This window comes from Aestuariimicrobium soli (assembly GCF_051192575.1).
GTDB classification, from domain to species: domain Bacteria; phylum Actinomycetota; class Actinomycetes; order Propionibacteriales; family Propionibacteriaceae; genus Aestuariimicrobium; species Aestuariimicrobium soli.
In genome coordinates, this window is sequence record NZ_JBPJSQ010000002.1 from 415,907 (window position 1) to 431,131 (window position 15,225).

Here is a 15,225-nt window from a genome sequence, read left to right on the forward strand (position 1 = left end):
AGCGCATGCGCTTGCTTCCCCCGCGGCACCCTGCCGCGCGCCTGCTCCTGGCCACCCTCGCCACCAGTCTGGGAATCACGGGAGTCGGTGTCGCGACGATGCCTGCGGTGGCGGCACCGGACACCCAACTCGGGACCGCCCTGGCGCCTGCCGCCGACGTCGCCGCCTCAGGCGGAACGGTCACGGCGGGCAGCGTTCAGGTAGCCGATGCCACCTCGTCGGCAGCCCTGACGCGCCTCAACCAGTTGCGCGCCCAGTTCGGGGTGGCGGCGGTCGGCGAGAACGCCAGTTGGTCGGCCGGCGCGCAGGCCCACTCGACCTACATGGCCTCGCTCAACGAGGTCAGCAACGTCGAAGACCCGGGGCAGCCGCTCTACAGCACCGCCGGTGACACCGCGGCCCGCAACTCGCACGTCGCCATCGGGTACACCTCGCCCGCCGCGTTCGTCGATGCCTGGGCCGCCTCACCCTTCCACCTGATCACCATGCTGTCGCCGAAGCTGACGACCTCGGGCTACGGTCAGGCGACCGTGAACGGCATCACCGCGGGCACCCTCAACGTGCTGCAGGGGCGCACGGCCAGTGAACCCACCACCGGCTGGCCCCGCGTGTGGCCGCAGGGCACCACCAGCATTCTCGAACTCTCCGACGGCGCCTACCCCGACCCGGTGGCCGGCTGCTCGGCTCCGGCCGGCAGTTGGTACGGCACGGCCAGCATCATCGACTTCGGTCCGAGCGCCAGCATCACCTCCGCCACCGCAAAGCTGATCGAGGACGGCGCGTCGATGCAGGTGTGCGTGCGCACCGCCCAGAACTACTCCAACCCCACCGCCAAGGCGCTGATGGCCGGCAAGGTGCTGGTGATCCCGAATCGTCCGTTGGTGAAGAACCGCTCGTACTCGGGCACGATCACCACCAACGCTGGCTCCACCAGCTGGCGCTTCGACACCGGCAACCCCGCCTCGGGCGTGACCGGCGACCACAACGGCGACGGCCGGGCCGACGTGTTGGCCGTGCGCCGCGACACCGGGCAGCTGCTGTTCTACCAGTCGCGCCCGGGACCGGCGTTGGCCTCGTCCGTCGTCGTCGGCAACGGCTGGCAGGGATTCGACTGGATGGCCGTCGTGCCCGACCTGAACGGCGACGGGCGCACCGAACTGCTCGGACGAGAGGCCTCGACCGGCAGGCTCTACCTCTACAAGGGGCTGGGCCAGGGACGCTGGGCGACCCGCGTGCTGATCGGCCACGGATTCGGCGGCTACGGGCTGATGACGGTGATCAACGACATCACCGGCGACAACCTGCCCGAGCTGTTGGCCCGCCGTCCCGACGGCATGCTGATGCGCTTCAGCTTCACCGCCGGTGGCGCCTACCTGACCAACACGCTGCGCATCGGCAACGGCTGGAACGTGGTGTCGGCGACGTTCTCGGTGAACGACTTCAACGGTGACGGCGCCCCCGAGTTGATCGCCCGCTGGACCGACGGTCGGCTGTTCAGTTACCGCTTCCGCAACGGCCTGTTCAACGGCTCGGCGGTCGTCGGCAACGGCTGGAAGGCGGGCGACCGACTGTGGTCTCCCGGTGACATCGACGGCGACGGCATCAGCGACCTGCTGGCCGTGCGCAACGGCGGCGAGTTGTACTTCTACAAGAACAACCTGCGCAGCTGGAACCCCGCCCTGAAGATCGGTTGGGGCTGGGACGTGATGAGCCTGCTCACCTGAGGTACGACGGGCGCCTCGGACGACGGGGGCCTCAGCCGCGTCGGCCGAAGATCGCGGTCCCCACGCGCACCGTGGTCGACCCGTGGGCGATCGCCTGCTCCAGGTCACCCGACATGCCCATCGACAGTTCGTCCCACGACGAGCCGAGCACGGCCTCGTCCCTCAACCGGGTCTGCAGCTCGCGCAGGGTGGTGAAGCAGGCGTCGGCGTCGGCGGGGTCGTCCGATCGTGTGGCGATGGTCATGAGCCCGTCGACCACCAGGGACGAGAAGGGCGACAACCTTCGGGCGAAGTCGACGACCTCATCGGGAGCCAGCCCGAACTTGCTGGCCTCGCCCGACGTGTTGACCTGCACCAGCACCCGCAGGCCGCGACCGGCGGCCTGCAGCCTGCGGTCCAGGGCCTCGGCGAGCTCGAGTGAGTCCAGTGCCTGGAACTCGGCGACCAGGCTCGCGACGTCGCGCACCTTGTTGCGCTGCAGGTGACCGATCAGCACCCACTCGGGTGCCGGTAGACCGTCCGCTGCGGACGACCACCCGCGCGCCTTCTCGACCACCTCCTGCACCCGCGACTCCCCCAGTTGGGTGCAGCCGGCGGCCACGGCGTGGACGAGGATGGGCAGGGCATGCGTCTTGCTGATCGCCAGCAACCTCACCCCGGCCGGATCGCGACCCACGAGGGAGCAGGCGGCGTCGATGCGGGCCCGCACTCCCGCGATGGCCTCGGCGAGGGGGGTCATGGCCAACGGGCGGCCAGCGAGATCACACTCAGCGCCGCCACGATGCCGCACAGCAGCCCGATGCCGGCGTAGCGCTCGGTCACCTCGACGAAGACCTTCTCGTAGCCGATGTCCTGCGCGATCGTCTTGTAGACCTTGCCCAGTTCGTCGGCCGACTCGGCCGACAGCTTCTTGCCGCCCGAGGCCCGGGCGACGTCGAGCAACTCACCATGGTTGACCGGCACGGGCTGACGCACACCGTTCTCGAGCACGTACCCGCTGGCAGTGCCGTAGGCGATGGTGTAGATCGGCACGTTCTGCTTCTTGGCGTCCTTGGCCGCCGTCAACGAGGGACGACCGGAGTTGGTCGCACCGTCGGAGAGCAGGACGATCGCCGCCGGCGCGACCGCGGTCGGGTCCTTGGGGTCGGGCGGCACCAGCTTCAGCTGGTCGAGCGAGGTGTAGATGCCCTCGCCGATGGCCGTCGACGGCTGCAGCTTGAGGGCGTCGATGGCCCGCTCCACCGCCCCACGGTCGGTGGTGGGTGGCACGATCGGCTCGGCGGTCGCCGCGAAGCTCACCAGGGCCACGTTGTACTGCGGGGGCAGCGACTTCACGAAGTCCTTGGCCGCGGTCTGGGCGGCCTGCAGTCGGCTCGGCTTCACGTCCTGGGCCATCATCGAGCGGGAAACGTCGATGGCGACGATCACGGTGGCCCGCTCACGCGGCACCTGGGTGAAGTCCTTCGGCTTGGCGTAGGCCACCACGAGCGACACCAGCGACAGCACGGCGGCGGCCACGGCCAGATGACGCTTCCACGCCCTGTCCTTAGGCAGGATGCGGCTCAGGTTCGAGGGACGAGCCGGCGTCGACCGGGGTTGACGCATGACCAGCACCAGGTAGAGCAGGGCGACACCGATCGGAACCAGCAGCCACCACAGTCGGTGCGGGAGCAGGAATTCGAGGTTCATGAGGGCCACCTGGCTGCCATCGACACGGCCCCCAGCGCGGCCACGACCGCAAAGGCCAGCGCGTAGAAGGCCCACTGGGCAGTGATCTCGGTCTTGACTTCTTCGTAGCCGACCTCGGAGCGCACGTCCTTGTAGACGTTCTTCAGCTCACCGGCGCTGTCGGCCCCCCAGGCCTTGCCACCGGTGGTCTTCGCGATCTTCTGCAGCGCCGCCTTGTCGGGCGCCACCCGCTCGCGCTTGCCGTCCAGGTCGACGTAGCCCGTCTCGGTGCCGTAGGCGATCGTATAGACGGGGATCTTGAGCTTCTTGGCCTGGTCGGACGGGCCATCGGGGGCGGCCCCCTCGGTGTTCTGGCCGTCCGAGAGCAGCACGATGGCGGCGGGAGCTGGCTTGCCGTCGTCGCCCTTGGGAGCCTGGGCCGCCGCGTCCAGTGCCTTGGTGATGCCGGCACCCAGCGCGGTGCCCTCCTTCAGTTCCAGGGCCTGGATGGCGCGCTGGGCGGCGCCGCGGTCGGTCGAGGGTGGCAGCCGGGTGGCGGGCTTGCCCGACAGTTCCACGATGGCGACGTTGAAGCCTGCCGGCAGCGAGGTGATGAACTCACTGGCGGCCTTCTTGGCGGCGTCGAGGCGATTGGGGTCGACGTCCTTGGCCTGCATCGACAACGAGACGTCGACGACCACGACGATGGTGGCTCGTTCGCGGGGCACCTTCTCCAGCCCGGTCGGACGAGCCCATGCGAACGACAGTGCCACCAGCGAGAGCAGCATCATCGCCACGGTGACGTGGCGACGCCAGCTCGACTGCTTCGGCATGATCCGGTCGAGCACGGCGGTGTTGGTGAACCGCATGCCCAGTTGCGAACGCCGCATCAGGATCAGCACGTAGGCGATCACCAGCAGCGGGATCAACGCGAGCACCCACAGTCGTCCCGGATTCATGAACTCCGGCAACCAGCTCATCTCGACCCTCCTCTCGTCGCCTGCCCGGTCATCGGCTCACGCCCTGCGGCGGGGCATGCAGCATGCTCGCCACCCGCCGGTACCCGAGCACGAATCGGGCGATGTCCTGCACCCAGTCTCTGTCAGTACGCAACTGGATGTGCCCGACCCCGGCCCGGCGCAGCGCCACCGCGACCCGTTCGCGCTGGGCACGGGAGGCGGCATTCATGCGCTCGCGCGCCTTCTCGTCGCCGGTGTTGACGTAGCGGGAGAAGTTCGACTCCGGGTCCTTGATCAGCATCTCGCCGACATCGGGGAACTCGAGTTCGTGGGAGTCGACCACCTCGATGCACAGCACCTGGTTGCGCACCGCGAGTCGACGCAGCGCCCGCTCCCAGTCGGGGCTGACATTCGGGTCGAGTTCCGCGTCGCCGGGCGACAGGAAGTCCGAGACCACCACCCGCATGCCGCGGCGGCGCTGGGTGCGGCTGAGTTGTTCGATGCCGGCCGCCAGGGTCATCTCACCGGGGGCGTGGTCGGGGACGATGGGCTCGTCCAGCATGGTGCGCAGCAACCCGTACAGCGCCGACCGACCCGAGCGAGCGGGCAGCCGCTTCACGGTGTCCTGGCGCATCAGCATGCCGCCGAACCGGTCACCCATCTTCTGGGAGAGGAAGCCGATGGTGGCGATGGCGGCGATGCCCAGGTCGCGCTTGGTGACGCCTTCGGTGCCCCAGTTCATCGACGGGGTGACGTCGAGCAGGGCCCACACCTCGAGCTCGCGGTCGGCCATGGTGTCGCGCACGTGCGGCACGGTGGTGCGGGCGGTCACGGCCCAGTCCATCTTGCGCACGTCGTCCTGACCGGGCTGGTAGATGCGGGCGTCATTGGTGTCAGAACCCGGCCCGGGCAGCAGACCGAGATGGTCGCCGTGCAGGAACCCCTCGAGACGACGGACAATGGTCAGCTCGAGCCTGCGCAGGGCGGCCTCGGGGGCCAGCTTGTTCAGGGGAAGGCTGGGACCCGTGGGCGAGGCCAGCACGGTGGCGGCCACACCGACATCGGCCTTGCCACCCCCGAAGATGCCACCGGCGCTCTGGCCGGGCGGCGGCGCGAAGCCCGGCTGCGAGGAGGTCATCAGCGGAACTCGGGGTTGAACCGACCCTGTTCGTGACTGGCCTGGCGCTGCTGCTGGTTCCAGACCGGCGTGGGCGCCGGCACCATCGCCAGGATGCGCTCGACCACGCTGGTGGGCTCGATGTTGTCGGCCACGGCATCGAAGCCCAGCACCAGCCGGTGCGCCATCACGTCCTTGGCGACGGCCTGCACGTCGGTGGGCATCACGTAGTCGCGACCGTGGATCAGGGCCAGGGCGCGCGCGGCGGCGACGAGACCCAGGGTGGCTCGCGGCGAGCAGCCGATCTGGATGACGCTGGTCAGGTCGGGCATGCCGAACTCGCCCGGCGTGCGGGTGGCCAGCACCAGACGCACGATGTACTCGGCGACCAGGTTGTGCACGAAGACGTTGGACGCCATGTCCTGCAGCTGAATGACGAGATCGGGGTTGAGGATGCCGCTCGCCTCGGGCGGACGCACGCTCATGCGGCGCAGGATCTCGAACTCCTCGTTGCCGCGGGGGTAGGGCACGTCGACCTTCAGCAGGAAGCGGTCGCGCTGCGCCTCGGGGAGCGGATACACACCCTCGGACTCCACCGGGTTCTGGGTGGCGATCACGATGAAGGGCTTCTTGGCCGGGTAGGTCTGGCCGGCGATCGAGACCTGCTTCTCGGCCATCAGCTCGAGCATGGCCGACTGCACCTTCGCGGGGGCGCGGTTGATCTCGTCCGCCAGCACGAAGTTCACGAAGACGGGGCCGAGCTCGATGTCGAACGACTCCTTGGACGCCGAGTAGATGCGCGTGCCGACGATGTCGGAGGGCACCAGGTCGGGGGTGAACTGCACACGGGCGAAGGAGCCGCCGACCACGGTCGCGAACGAGCGCACGGCCAGCGTCTTGGCGACACCGGGCACACCCTCGAGCAGCACGTGCCCCTTGGCCAACAGGCCGACCATCAACTGCTCGACCATGTGCTCCTGGCCGACGATGACTCGCTGCACCTGCTGGATGGCGCGACCCAAGGTCTCGGACGCCTCCTTGGTGCTGAGTCCCGAGCCGGCCGACTGTGGCGCTGTTGGGTTGGTCACTCACGTCTCCTGAAAATCTCGGGTGTCACCGTTGCCCGCCGACCGTTGGGTGCGGCGCGCCTTGGCCACGATACCGTCCCCGCGGGTCCACCACGGCGAGCCCGGGGGGCTGCTCCGGCGATGTGGTGAGATAGGGGGGATGTCTGACCAGCCGCCCGCCGGACCCGCGTCCGCGCTCCTGCCCACCGACCCACCCAAGGTGGGCGATTTCTGGCTGGACGCGCGCCTCACGGCCGGACCCTCGGGGGTCGCCTACGTCGGCCACGAGGACGGCGACAACACTCCCGTGATGGTGGTGATGCTCGCCGACGGTGCCGCCCACGACGCCGCCGCCCGCGACCGCCTCGCCGGCGAGGTCAACAAGCTGCACATCGACACCGTGGTGGCCCGCGGCGGTCACGGGCAGGACGAGGGGCGGCTCGCCCACCGCTTCCGCTCCGAGGACGACGACCCGGTCGACCCGGCCCATGCTCCGCTGGCCCCCTGGGTGGCCCTGGCCTACGACGGCTCCCCCGCGGCGGCTGCCGAGGCCGAGCGCCTGCTGCGCGCCGTCGACCTGTCACGCACCCCCCTGCTCGGACGACCCGCCGGCCCCGACTACGACCTGCACTGGCGCACCAACACCGAACCGGGCACCAGCCGACTGTGGCCACTGCCGTGGCCGGGTCGCACCGACCGGGCCGGCTGGGTGACGACGCTGGTGGCGTGGCTGCTGACCTTGTTGTTGGCGGCGTTGGCGCTGCTGATCGCTGTGCTGATCTTCTCCAAGCAGCCCCCGCAGCCTCCGCCCCCGCCGGTGCCCACCAGCGCGTCCGGTTCGGGAGGCGGCTCGGGCTCGCCCTCGCCGTCGGGCTCCGATTCGGGTTCGCCGCAGTCCCCCGAGTCGTCCGGTGGCGGGAACTCGCCCACCAAATCGGCCAGTTACGAGTCACCCGACCCCAGCGGAACGGCTTCGGGCGGCTCGCCCACCCCCAACAAGAAGCTGTGACCGGCCCGCGAGCCGACCAGCCGAGACTGGTCGCCACCGACCTCGACGGCACCTTCCTCGATGCCCGGGGAGTCGTCTCCCCGCTCAACCAGCGCGCCTTCCGGGAGGCGGCCGATCGAGGCATCGAACTGGTCGTGGCCACCGGTCGTCCGTGGCGGTGGCTCGACGCCCTGGAGCCGCTGCTCGACCTCGACCTGCACGTGCTCACCAGCAACGGTGCCGTGCGTTACGACCTGCGCGATGCAGTGGTGACCAGCCACGACGGGCTCGACGCCGCGGTCGTGGCCGAGGTGCTGGCCGACCTGCGCGCCGCCGACCCAGCGCTGGGATTCGCGATCGAGCAGGTGGAGGGGTGGTCGTGCGACGACGCCTACCTCGACGCCTCGCCCAAGGCTCCGCCGGACGCTCTGGTGGGTCCGCTCGAGGACGCCCTGGCCGGGAGTCCGGCGGTGAAGCTGCTGGTGCGTTCCCCCAATGTTCCGACCGACGAGTTGGCCGCGGTGGTGGAGCCCCTGATCGGCGACCGACTCACGCCGACTTGGTCGTACATCTCCCCCAATGGTCTGATCGAGATCAGTTCGCCCGGGGTCACCAAGGCGAGCGGGCTGCGCCGTGTGTTGGACGACCTGGGCATCGATCCCGCCGACGCGGTGGCCTTCGGTGACATGCCCAACGACATCGCCATGCTGCAGTCGGTCGGGCGCGGCTACGTGATGGCCAATGCCCACCCGTCGCTGCTGTCGCTGGGCCTGCCCGTCGCAGGTGACCACGACGACTCGGCCGTCGGACGAACCGTGCTTCGACTATTGGGCGTGGGCGCTTGATCTGAGGCGGTTGCAGTCTGCAAGAGTGGACTGAACACCCACTCACCCCTCCCTCTCCAGGAAGTTCTGTTCTCGATGAACGACGCAGTCATGGCCCATGGGGCCCTCATCGTCGGCTACGGCACGATGGGCATCTACCACACGCGCAAGCTCTCGGCCGTCGAGGGGGTGACCGTCAAGGGAGTGGTCGACATCGACCCCCGAGCGATCACGGAGGCTGAGGCCGCGGGTCTGCACGGCTACGCCTCCCTCGAGGAGGGGCTCGCCGACCCCGAGGTCGACCTGGTCGTGATCACCACGCCGAACGAGGCCCATCGTCCGATCGCCCTGGCCGCACTGGCCGCTGGCAAGCACGTCTTCTCCGAGAAGCCGGCCATGCTGACGTCGGCCGAACTCGAGGAGGTCATCGCGGCCGCCGACCGGGCCGGCAAGGTCTTCACCGTGCACCAGAACCGCCGCTGGGACGAGGACTACCTGGTCATCAAGCAGTTGTTCGACGAGGGCACGCTCGGCCAGATCAGCTACGTCGAGTCGCGGGTCGACGGCTCGCGCGGCATTCCCGGCGACTGGCGCCGCGACCCGAACAAGGGCGGCGGCATGGTGCTCGACTGGGGCGTGCACCTGGTCGACCGGCTGCTGCTGCTCGTGCCGGGCAAGCTGAACCGCGTGTACTGCCGGCTCTCGCACATCGCCGGCCACGAGGTCGACGACGGCTTCCGCATTCAGCTGTCGTTCGCCAACGGCGTCGAGGCGGTGGCGGTCTGCACCACCAACAACTTCATCCCGGGCCCCAACTTCCACCTGGAGGGCGCGCACGGCACCGCCCAGATCGAGGACTGGGACCTCAACGGCACCATCGTGCGCCTGCACGACCTCGAGCAGGACTCGGACGCCGTGCCGGTGCTCGCCGGCCAGGGCATGACCAAGACCATGGCCCCGCGCCTGGTCGACTACGCCGAGCGCGCCAAGGTGCAGGACAACCTCGAGATCCTGCCCATCCCGCGGATCGCGGTCTCGATGGATCCGTTCTACGTCAACCTGGTGGCGGCCATCGAGGGTCGCGAGCAGCCGCTGGTCGACTCGGGCTCCGTTCTGCGCTGCCTGCGGGTGCTGGAGGCGGCCTTCGAGTCGCACCGCACCGGGGAGTCGATCGCCTTCGAGTCCTGAGGGGCCGGGTCCTGAAGGGTTCGGGTGGGGTGTGCGGGGCTCGAACCCGCGACCCAGGGATTATGAGTCCCCTGCTCTGACCGGCTGAGCTAACACCCCGTCACCCGAACCGCGACGACTCTACCGGGAGTTGTGATCCCGTCCGCCATGCATAACAATGACTTATCTCTTGAGAAAGTTGTTGGCATGTCAACTGGTTCGCAGACCCTCCCCATCGGCGCCATCGGCGCCCGCCGCCGCTGGCCCGAGACGGTCGACGACATCACCGTGCGGCTGGTCGCCGCCGTGGTGCTCGCGATCGTCGTGGTCACGGTGGCGACCCAGTGGTGGTGGCTGTTCGTCCCACTGTTCGCCGACTTCCTGGCCCGCACGCTGTTCGGCCCGCGCTGGGGGTTCACCTCGCAGCTGGTGGCCCGGACGATCCGCCCGCGGGTCGGTGCTGCGCCTCGTCCCAAGGCGTCGGCTCCCAAGCGGTTCGCCGCCGGGATCGGCGCGGTCATGACCGGTGTGGCGTCGTTGGCCTGGGTGGCGGGTCTGGCGAGCGGAGCCTCGTGGCCCGGCGTGGCCCTGTGGGTCATCGGCGCCGTGATGGTGCTGTTCCCGGCCCTCGAGGGCGTGTTCGGGCTGTGCGTGGGCTGCAAGCTCTTCGGACTGCTCGCTCGCCTCGGCGTGGTGAACCCCGACCTGTGCGTCGACTGCGCGTGAACACCTCCCCACGGGAGAGCGCTTACCGGTAGCCTCCGGACATGACGACACCCGCCGCCCTTCCCTAGTTCATCCTCGTCGGCTGGGGCTACCGCTCCCGCGCCTGGTGGGAGGCGGCGCGCGGCATCGGCGCCACCTGCGCCGGCGTCGTCGTCCGCAGCCCGCGCGAGACCCCGGCGCCTGCCTTCGGGTCACTGGCCGAAGCCGTCGAGGCGACCGGCGCCAAGTTTGTGGTCTCGTCCGTGGGCTGGACGAGCGCCGCCGCCGTGATTCGCGAGGCGGTCGAGCTGGGGTTGCCCATTCTGAGCGAGACTCCGCCCGCCGCCGACCCGGCAGGGCTTGCCGAGCTGTGGCAGCAGGTGGGTGCCTCGGGGCTGGTGCAGGTGGCCGAGCAGTACCCGCAGTACCCCTCGCACGCCGCCCGGCTGGCACTGGTGCGCTCGGGAGCGATCGGCACCCCCACCCAGGTGCAGGTTAGCTCGACGCAGCTCTACCACGCGGTCGCCCTGATGCGGGCCCACCTGGGCGCCGCCCCGGGGCCCGCCACCGTCACGGCCACCACCACGACGGCTCCCCTCCTGCAGCCGCTCACCCGGGTGGGGTGGACTCCCGACCCCGAGCCCGGACCGGCGACCACGACTCACGCGGTCATCCAGTTCGGTGAAGGGCAGAGCGGGGTCTACGACTTCACCGACCTGCAGACACGCAACCTGTTGCGGGTGCGACGGCTGGTGGTGCGCGGCAGTCACGGCGAGCTCGACGGCGAGCAGGTGCTGCGCTGGGGCGGCCCCGAGACCGTGCTCACCTCGCGCATCGAACGCCGCCAGTCGGGCCACGACCTCGACATGTCGGGCTTTGACTCCGAGACCATCAGCCACGGCGACGACGTGCTCTGGCGCAACCCCTGGTCGGGTCGGCGGTGGTCGGACGACGAGCACGCCACGGCGGCGGTGCTCGCGCAGATGGCGGCCTGGGTCGACGGTTCCGGTGACGAGCCCTATCCTCTGGCCGAGGCCCAGCAGGATGCCGCCATCGGGTTCGCCATCGAGGAGTCGGTGGCCACCGGCGGCCCGGTCACCCTCGCCGAGCAGCCCTGGTGGCGCCCCTGAGGGGATCAGCTGAGGGGGACTCAGCTGAGAGGGCTCAGCTGAGCGAGTGCACCAGCCAGCCCAGGAAGGCGGCCACGCCGTCCACCCCGTCGGCGGCGAGATCGGCGTGCGCCGCCAGTTCTGGCCGCTCGGTCGAGCCGGAGACCAGCGCCGCGGTGACCAGACCCTCGTCCGCCAGCCGGTCGAGCTCCTCGAAGGCCGGTACGTCGCCGAGGTCGTCGCCGGCCATCAGCACCAGTTCGGGTGTGAGTTCGCCGACCAACTCACGCAGCGCCTCGGCCTTCGAGGTGGCCTGCTCGCGCACCTCGAGCACCAGCTTGCCGGGTTCGAGCTGCAGCCCGTGGGCCTCGGCGATGGCCCGCACCGGCGCGTCCAGCCGCTCCAGGGCTCCCTCGGGATCGGCGGCCCGACGCGTGTGCACGCCCAGAGCGCGCCCCTTGTCCTCGAGGAAAACCCCCTCGAGGGCGAACTCGGAGGCGCCCACCTGCTCGACCAGGGCGGTGATCTCGCGCACCGCCTCACGGAAGGCCTCACCCACCTCGGGGCTGCGCACCTCGCCGGTGGCGCAGTCCAAGCGCTCCACGCCGTACTGGCCGAGCACGACCAGGGAGGCGAAGTCGTCCTCGTCGAGTCGGGCCAGGCGTCGCACCGTCTCGACGGGACGACCGGTGATGATGGCCACCCGCCCGACCTGACGACTCAGCGTGAGCAGGGCCGCGCGAGCATCGTCGGAGACGACCGCGGCCTCGGGGTCGGCGACCATCGGCGACAGCGTGCCGTCGAAGTCGAAGGCCAGCAATGCCTGCCCGGGACGCTCGAGCAGGGCGGCCAGGAAGGCTTCCCCACGATCGGTCACGGTCTGCCAGTGGACGGTGCTGGGCGGTTGCTGAGCGCTCATGGGGCCACCCTACGGGCCGATAGGCTGGCCGCGACCGAAGGAGAGACCCGTGAGCCCTGAAGCCAGTTTCGTCGTCGTCGCCAATCGACTCCCCGTGGACCGCACCGTCGCCCCCGACGGAACCGTCGACTGGCGCACCTCCCCCGGTGGTCTCGTCACCGCCCTCGAGCCGGTGATGCGGGCCAAGGGCGGCGCCTGGGTCGGCTGGCACGGGGCCCCCGACGAAGAGGTCGACGAGTTCGAGCACGACGGCTTCACGGTCGTCCCGGTGCCGTTGTCGGCCAGTGAGGTGAACGAGTACTACGAGGGCTTCTCGAATGCCACGCTGTGGCCGCTGTACCACGATTCGGTGGCCTTCCCGGAGTTCCACCGCGAGTGGTGGGACGCCTACCGGACCGTCAACCTGCGGTTCGCCGAGCGGGCCGCCGCCGTCGCCGGCCACGGGGCCACCGTGTGGGTGCAGGACTACCAGTTGCACCTGGTGCCGTCGATGCTGCGCGAGCTGCGCCCCGACCTGAAGATCGGGTTCTTCCTGCACATCCCGTTCCCGCCGGTGGAGTTGTTCCACCAGATCCCGTGGCGCCGCGAGCTGTTGGGCGGGCTGATGGGAGCCGACCTGGTCGGATTCCAGGTGCCCGGCGGCGCGCAGAACTTCCTGCGACTGGCCCGTCGCCACGCCCCCGAGAAGGTCACCGTGCGCGGCCACGAGATCACCCTCGCCGACGGACGACGGGTGCGGGCCATGGCCTTCCCGATCTCGATCGACACGCAAGGATTCCGCGAACTCGCCGAGTCCGACGAGGTCAAGGCCGAAGCGGCCAAGCTGCGGGAAGACCTGGGCAACCCGTCCACGATCTTCCTGGGGGTCGACCGCCTCGACTACACCAAGGGTCTGCGTCAGCGCATCCGGGCCATGGGCGAGCTGTTCGCCGAGGGCCAGCTGAACCCCCACGATGCCGTGCTGCTGCAGGTGGCCACCCCCAGCCGCGAGCGGGTCGAGGAGTACCGCCGGCTGCGCGACGACATCGACCTGCTGGTGGGCCGCATCAACTCCGAGGTGGGGGGCATCGGACGATCCGCGATCGTCTACCGGCATGCGTCGTTCCCGCGCCACACCATGGCCGCCATGTACTCCATCGCCGACGTGATGGTGGTCACTCCCCTGCGAGACGGCATGAATCTGGTGGCCAAGGAGTACATCGCCTGCCACACCAGCGACGACGGGGCCCTGGTGCTGAGCGAGTTCGCGGGGGCGGCCCTGGAACTGAAGCAGGCCTATCAGGTCAACCCCTACGACCTGAACGGCATGAAGGAGACCCTGATGCAGGCCGCCACCGACAACCCGAAGTCGCGCCGCAAGCGCATGGCCGCCCTGCGCAAGCAGGTGGGTGAGTACACCATCGATCGGTGGGCCGAGAGCTTCCTCACCACCTTGGACGAGGTGGCCCACCACCGGCACTGACACCCGACAAGCGAACGGCACGAGCAAAACGGCGCGACAAAACGGCCCTGGCGAGGATTTCTCCTTGTCAGGGCCGTTGTTTGCTCCCCCGGCTGGACTCGAACCAGCAACCCTTCGATTAACAGTCGAATGCTCTGCCAATTGAGCTACAGGGGATCGGCGCGGACGCCGTGCGCCCTCCCGGGCGCGCTTGGAAACGCTAGCAGGTCGGGGCCCCGGAACAAAAATCAGGCCGCCTGCTGGCTCCTGGTCACAGGTCGTACTGCTCCTTGAGCTCGGCCGTGCGCTCCAGCAGGAACGCCCGCACCTCGGGGTCGTCCAGCTTGGCCCGCCCGTGCGTGACCACCTGCCACACCGTCGCGCCCTCCCCCGCGCCGCCCAGCGGTCGGCGGCCGGCCACCATCACTCGACCACCGCCGGGGGCGTCGAAGTTCTGCTGCACCACGATCGAGGCCATCATGCGTTCGTTGAACACCTCGGGCAGGCGCCCGGGCTCGTCCAACACGACGCTGCCGCGCTCGTCGGTGTTGGTCGTCCAGCGCAGCGCGGACGAGTCGCGGTTCCAGCCACCGCCCTGCAGCAGGTGCCAGCCGTGCACCTCCCACACCCCGTCGCGTCGCACCGCGAAGGCGCTGTCCAGCGCCACGGCAACCGCGTCGCCCGCGCCGACGGCCCAGGCGAGCACTCGTCCGCCCTCGACCTGTCGTGCGAGGTCGGCGATCACGTCACGGGGAAGGCTCTGGCGTCGGAACACCCCACCAGTCTGCCAGTCCGCACCAGTCTGGCAGTCAGCCCGAGCGGGCGTCGGGTCAGGCCGTCCGCCGCCAGGCCTGCTCGCCCAGCCGAAGGGCCCGAATCCGCAGCCGATAGAAGCCGCTGCGGGTCAGCCCCAGGTGTTCCTGCACTTGTGTGGGGCTCAGGTCGGGGCGGGCCAGCAGTTCGAGCACCAGACGCTCGGGCCGCGGTACCCGCTCGAGCCAGAGCGGCTGCTCGTCCTCCCCGATCCGGGCATCGACGTCGTCCTCGAGCACCAGGTCGTCGTCCCGCAGGCCGGCGCGCAGTTCGTCCCGACCGCGGAACAGTTCCCGCTGGGCGGTCTGCAGCCGGTTGGTGATCCAGATCCAGCCCAGGGTCGAGAAGCGGGTGCCGCGGGTGTGGTCCCAGCGCATGATCGCCTCGGCCAACCCCAGCTGTGCCTCGCTGGTCAGGTCGTCGACGGGCAGGCCGTACCGGCGGGCTGCCCGCTTGGCGAGCACCTCCACCAGGCCCAGATTCGCCTCCCACATGGTCAGCCAGGCCCGCTCCCCGGCGGCCATCACGGCCGCCAACTCATCGGCGGTGGCGGAGCAGTCGAAGTCCCCCGCCAAGGCCGCCCTGGCCACCACCCCGGCCTCGATGGCGCGGGCCAGCTGGATCTCCTGGTCGGCGCTCAGCAGCACGCGCTGCGCAGTCGTGTTCGTCATGCACCCACCCCAGCGACTCCCGGGGGCGTCGAGGCCGCCGAGCGACGAACTGT

The 15,225-nt window shown here is 69.9% G+C and carries 14 protein-coding genes, 2 tRNA genes and 1 pseudogene; 7 read left to right on the forward strand and 10 right to left on the reverse strand.

What is annotated here, in order from left to right; genetic code table 11:
• Positions 1-5: 5 nt before the first annotated feature.
• Complete coding sequence (locus ACSDQ9_RS03220; RefSeq protein WP_435143480.1) at positions 6-1,724, forward strand: FG-GAP-like repeat-containing protein; 1,719 nt, start codon at positions 6-8, stop codon at positions 1,722-1,724.
• A gap of 31 nt (positions 1,725-1,755) precedes the next feature.
• Here ACSDQ9_RS03220 and ACSDQ9_RS03225 read toward each other — a convergent pair whose 3' ends face one another.
• The 5 genes and pseudogenes from ACSDQ9_RS03225 to ACSDQ9_RS03245 form a co-directional block, all read right to left on the reverse strand.
• Positions 1,756-2,463: a YggS family pyridoxal phosphate-dependent enzyme gene (locus ACSDQ9_RS03225; RefSeq protein ID WP_435143482.1), complete on the reverse strand. Its 708-nt coding sequence runs from the start codon at positions 2,461-2,463 to the stop codon at positions 1,756-1,758.
• Positions 2,460-3,422, reverse strand: coding sequence for a VWA domain-containing protein (locus ACSDQ9_RS03230; RefSeq protein ID WP_435143485.1), 963 nt, complete (start codon positions 3,420-3,422; stop codon positions 2,460-2,462). Before ACSDQ9_RS03230 ends, ACSDQ9_RS03225 begins: the two co-directional genes overlap by 4 nt.
• The gene (locus ACSDQ9_RS03235; RefSeq protein ID WP_435143486.1) at positions 3,410-4,372 is read right to left on the reverse strand and encodes a VWA domain-containing protein; all 963 of its coding nucleotides are present in this window, start codon (positions 4,370-4,372) and stop codon (positions 3,410-3,412) included. Before ACSDQ9_RS03235 ends, ACSDQ9_RS03230 begins: the two co-directional genes overlap by 13 nt.
• Positions 4,373-4,400: 28 nt before the next feature.
• Positions 4,401-5,489 (reverse strand): DUF58 domain-containing protein, encoded by a 1,089-nt coding sequence (locus tag ACSDQ9_RS03240; RefSeq protein ID WP_435143489.1) that lies wholly within the window; start codon positions 5,487-5,489, stop codon positions 4,401-4,403.
• Positions 5,489-6,487 (reverse strand): annotated as a pseudogene (locus ACSDQ9_RS03245) (AAA family ATPase); the annotation flags it as partial. The gene ACSDQ9_RS03240 and the pseudogene ACSDQ9_RS03245, both read right to left, overlap by 1 nt.
• Positions 6,488-6,695: 208 nt before the next feature.
• Here ACSDQ9_RS03245 and ACSDQ9_RS03250 point away from each other — a divergent pair.
• The 3 genes from ACSDQ9_RS03250 (at position 6,696) to ACSDQ9_RS03260 (ending at position 9,535) form a co-directional block, all read left to right on the forward strand.
• Positions 6,696-7,544 (forward strand): hypothetical protein, encoded by an 849-nt coding sequence (locus ACSDQ9_RS03250; RefSeq protein WP_435143491.1) that lies wholly within the window; start codon positions 6,696-6,698, stop codon positions 7,542-7,544.
• Complete coding sequence (locus ACSDQ9_RS03255) at positions 7,541-8,368, forward strand: HAD family hydrolase (RefSeq protein ID WP_435143494.1); 828 nt, start codon at positions 7,541-7,543, stop codon at positions 8,366-8,368. The genes ACSDQ9_RS03250 and ACSDQ9_RS03255 overlap by 4 nt, the downstream gene beginning before the upstream one ends.
• A gap of 75 nt (positions 8,369-8,443) precedes the next feature.
• A complete protein-coding gene (locus ACSDQ9_RS03260) occupies positions 8,444-9,535 on the forward strand; it encodes a Gfo/Idh/MocA family protein (RefSeq protein ID WP_435143497.1) in 1,092 nt (363 codons plus the stop codon).
• 25 nt (positions 9,536-9,560) lie between these two features.
• Here ACSDQ9_RS03260 and ACSDQ9_RS03265 read toward each other — a convergent pair.
• Positions 9,561-9,634: transfer RNA gene (locus ACSDQ9_RS03265), tRNA-Ile, on the reverse strand.
• An 87-nt stretch (positions 9,635-9,721) separates the two neighbouring features.
• Here ACSDQ9_RS03265 and ACSDQ9_RS03270 point away from each other — a divergent pair.
• Positions 9,722-10,240 (forward strand): DUF4395 domain-containing protein, encoded by a 519-nt coding sequence (locus ACSDQ9_RS03270; RefSeq protein ID WP_435143500.1) that lies wholly within the window; start codon positions 9,722-9,724, stop codon positions 10,238-10,240.
• 230 nt (positions 10,241-10,470) lie between these two features.
• Positions 10,471-11,349: a Gfo/Idh/MocA family oxidoreductase gene (locus tag ACSDQ9_RS03275; RefSeq protein ID WP_435143501.1), complete on the forward strand. Its 879-nt coding sequence runs from the start codon at positions 10,471-10,473 to the stop codon at positions 11,347-11,349.
• A 34-nt stretch (positions 11,350-11,383) separates the two neighbouring features.
• Here ACSDQ9_RS03275 and otsB read toward each other — a convergent pair whose 3' ends face one another.
• Positions 11,384-12,247 carry a trehalose-phosphatase gene (gene otsB, locus ACSDQ9_RS03280; protein WP_435143504.1) on the reverse strand — a complete coding sequence of 288 codons (864 nt, stop codon included), beginning with the start codon at positions 12,245-12,247 and terminating at the stop codon, positions 11,384-11,386.
• Here otsB and ACSDQ9_RS03285 point away from each other — a divergent pair.
• Positions 12,246-13,709, forward strand: coding sequence for an alpha,alpha-trehalose-phosphate synthase (UDP-forming) (locus tag ACSDQ9_RS03285; RefSeq protein ID WP_435143506.1), 1,464 nt, complete (start codon positions 12,246-12,248; stop codon positions 13,707-13,709). The two genes, otsB and ACSDQ9_RS03285, sit on opposite strands and share 2 nt — an antisense overlap.
• Positions 13,710-13,792: 83 nt before the next feature.
• Here the strand turns inward: ACSDQ9_RS03285 and ACSDQ9_RS03290 are convergent.
• From ACSDQ9_RS03290 to ACSDQ9_RS03300, 3 genes are all read right to left on the reverse strand, one after another.
• Positions 13,793-13,865: transfer RNA gene (locus tag ACSDQ9_RS03290), tRNA-Asn, on the reverse strand.
• Between the two features lie 94 nt (positions 13,866-13,959).
• Positions 13,960-14,463: a hypothetical protein gene (locus ACSDQ9_RS03295; protein WP_435143508.1), complete on the reverse strand. Its 504-nt coding sequence runs from the start codon at positions 14,461-14,463 to the stop codon at positions 13,960-13,962.
• Positions 14,464-14,518: 55 nt separating this feature from the next.
• A complete protein-coding gene (locus ACSDQ9_RS03300; RefSeq protein WP_435143511.1) occupies positions 14,519-15,172 on the reverse strand; it encodes a sigma-70 family RNA polymerase sigma factor in 654 nt (217 codons plus the stop codon).
• Between the last annotated feature and the right edge of the window lie 53 nt (positions 15,173-15,225).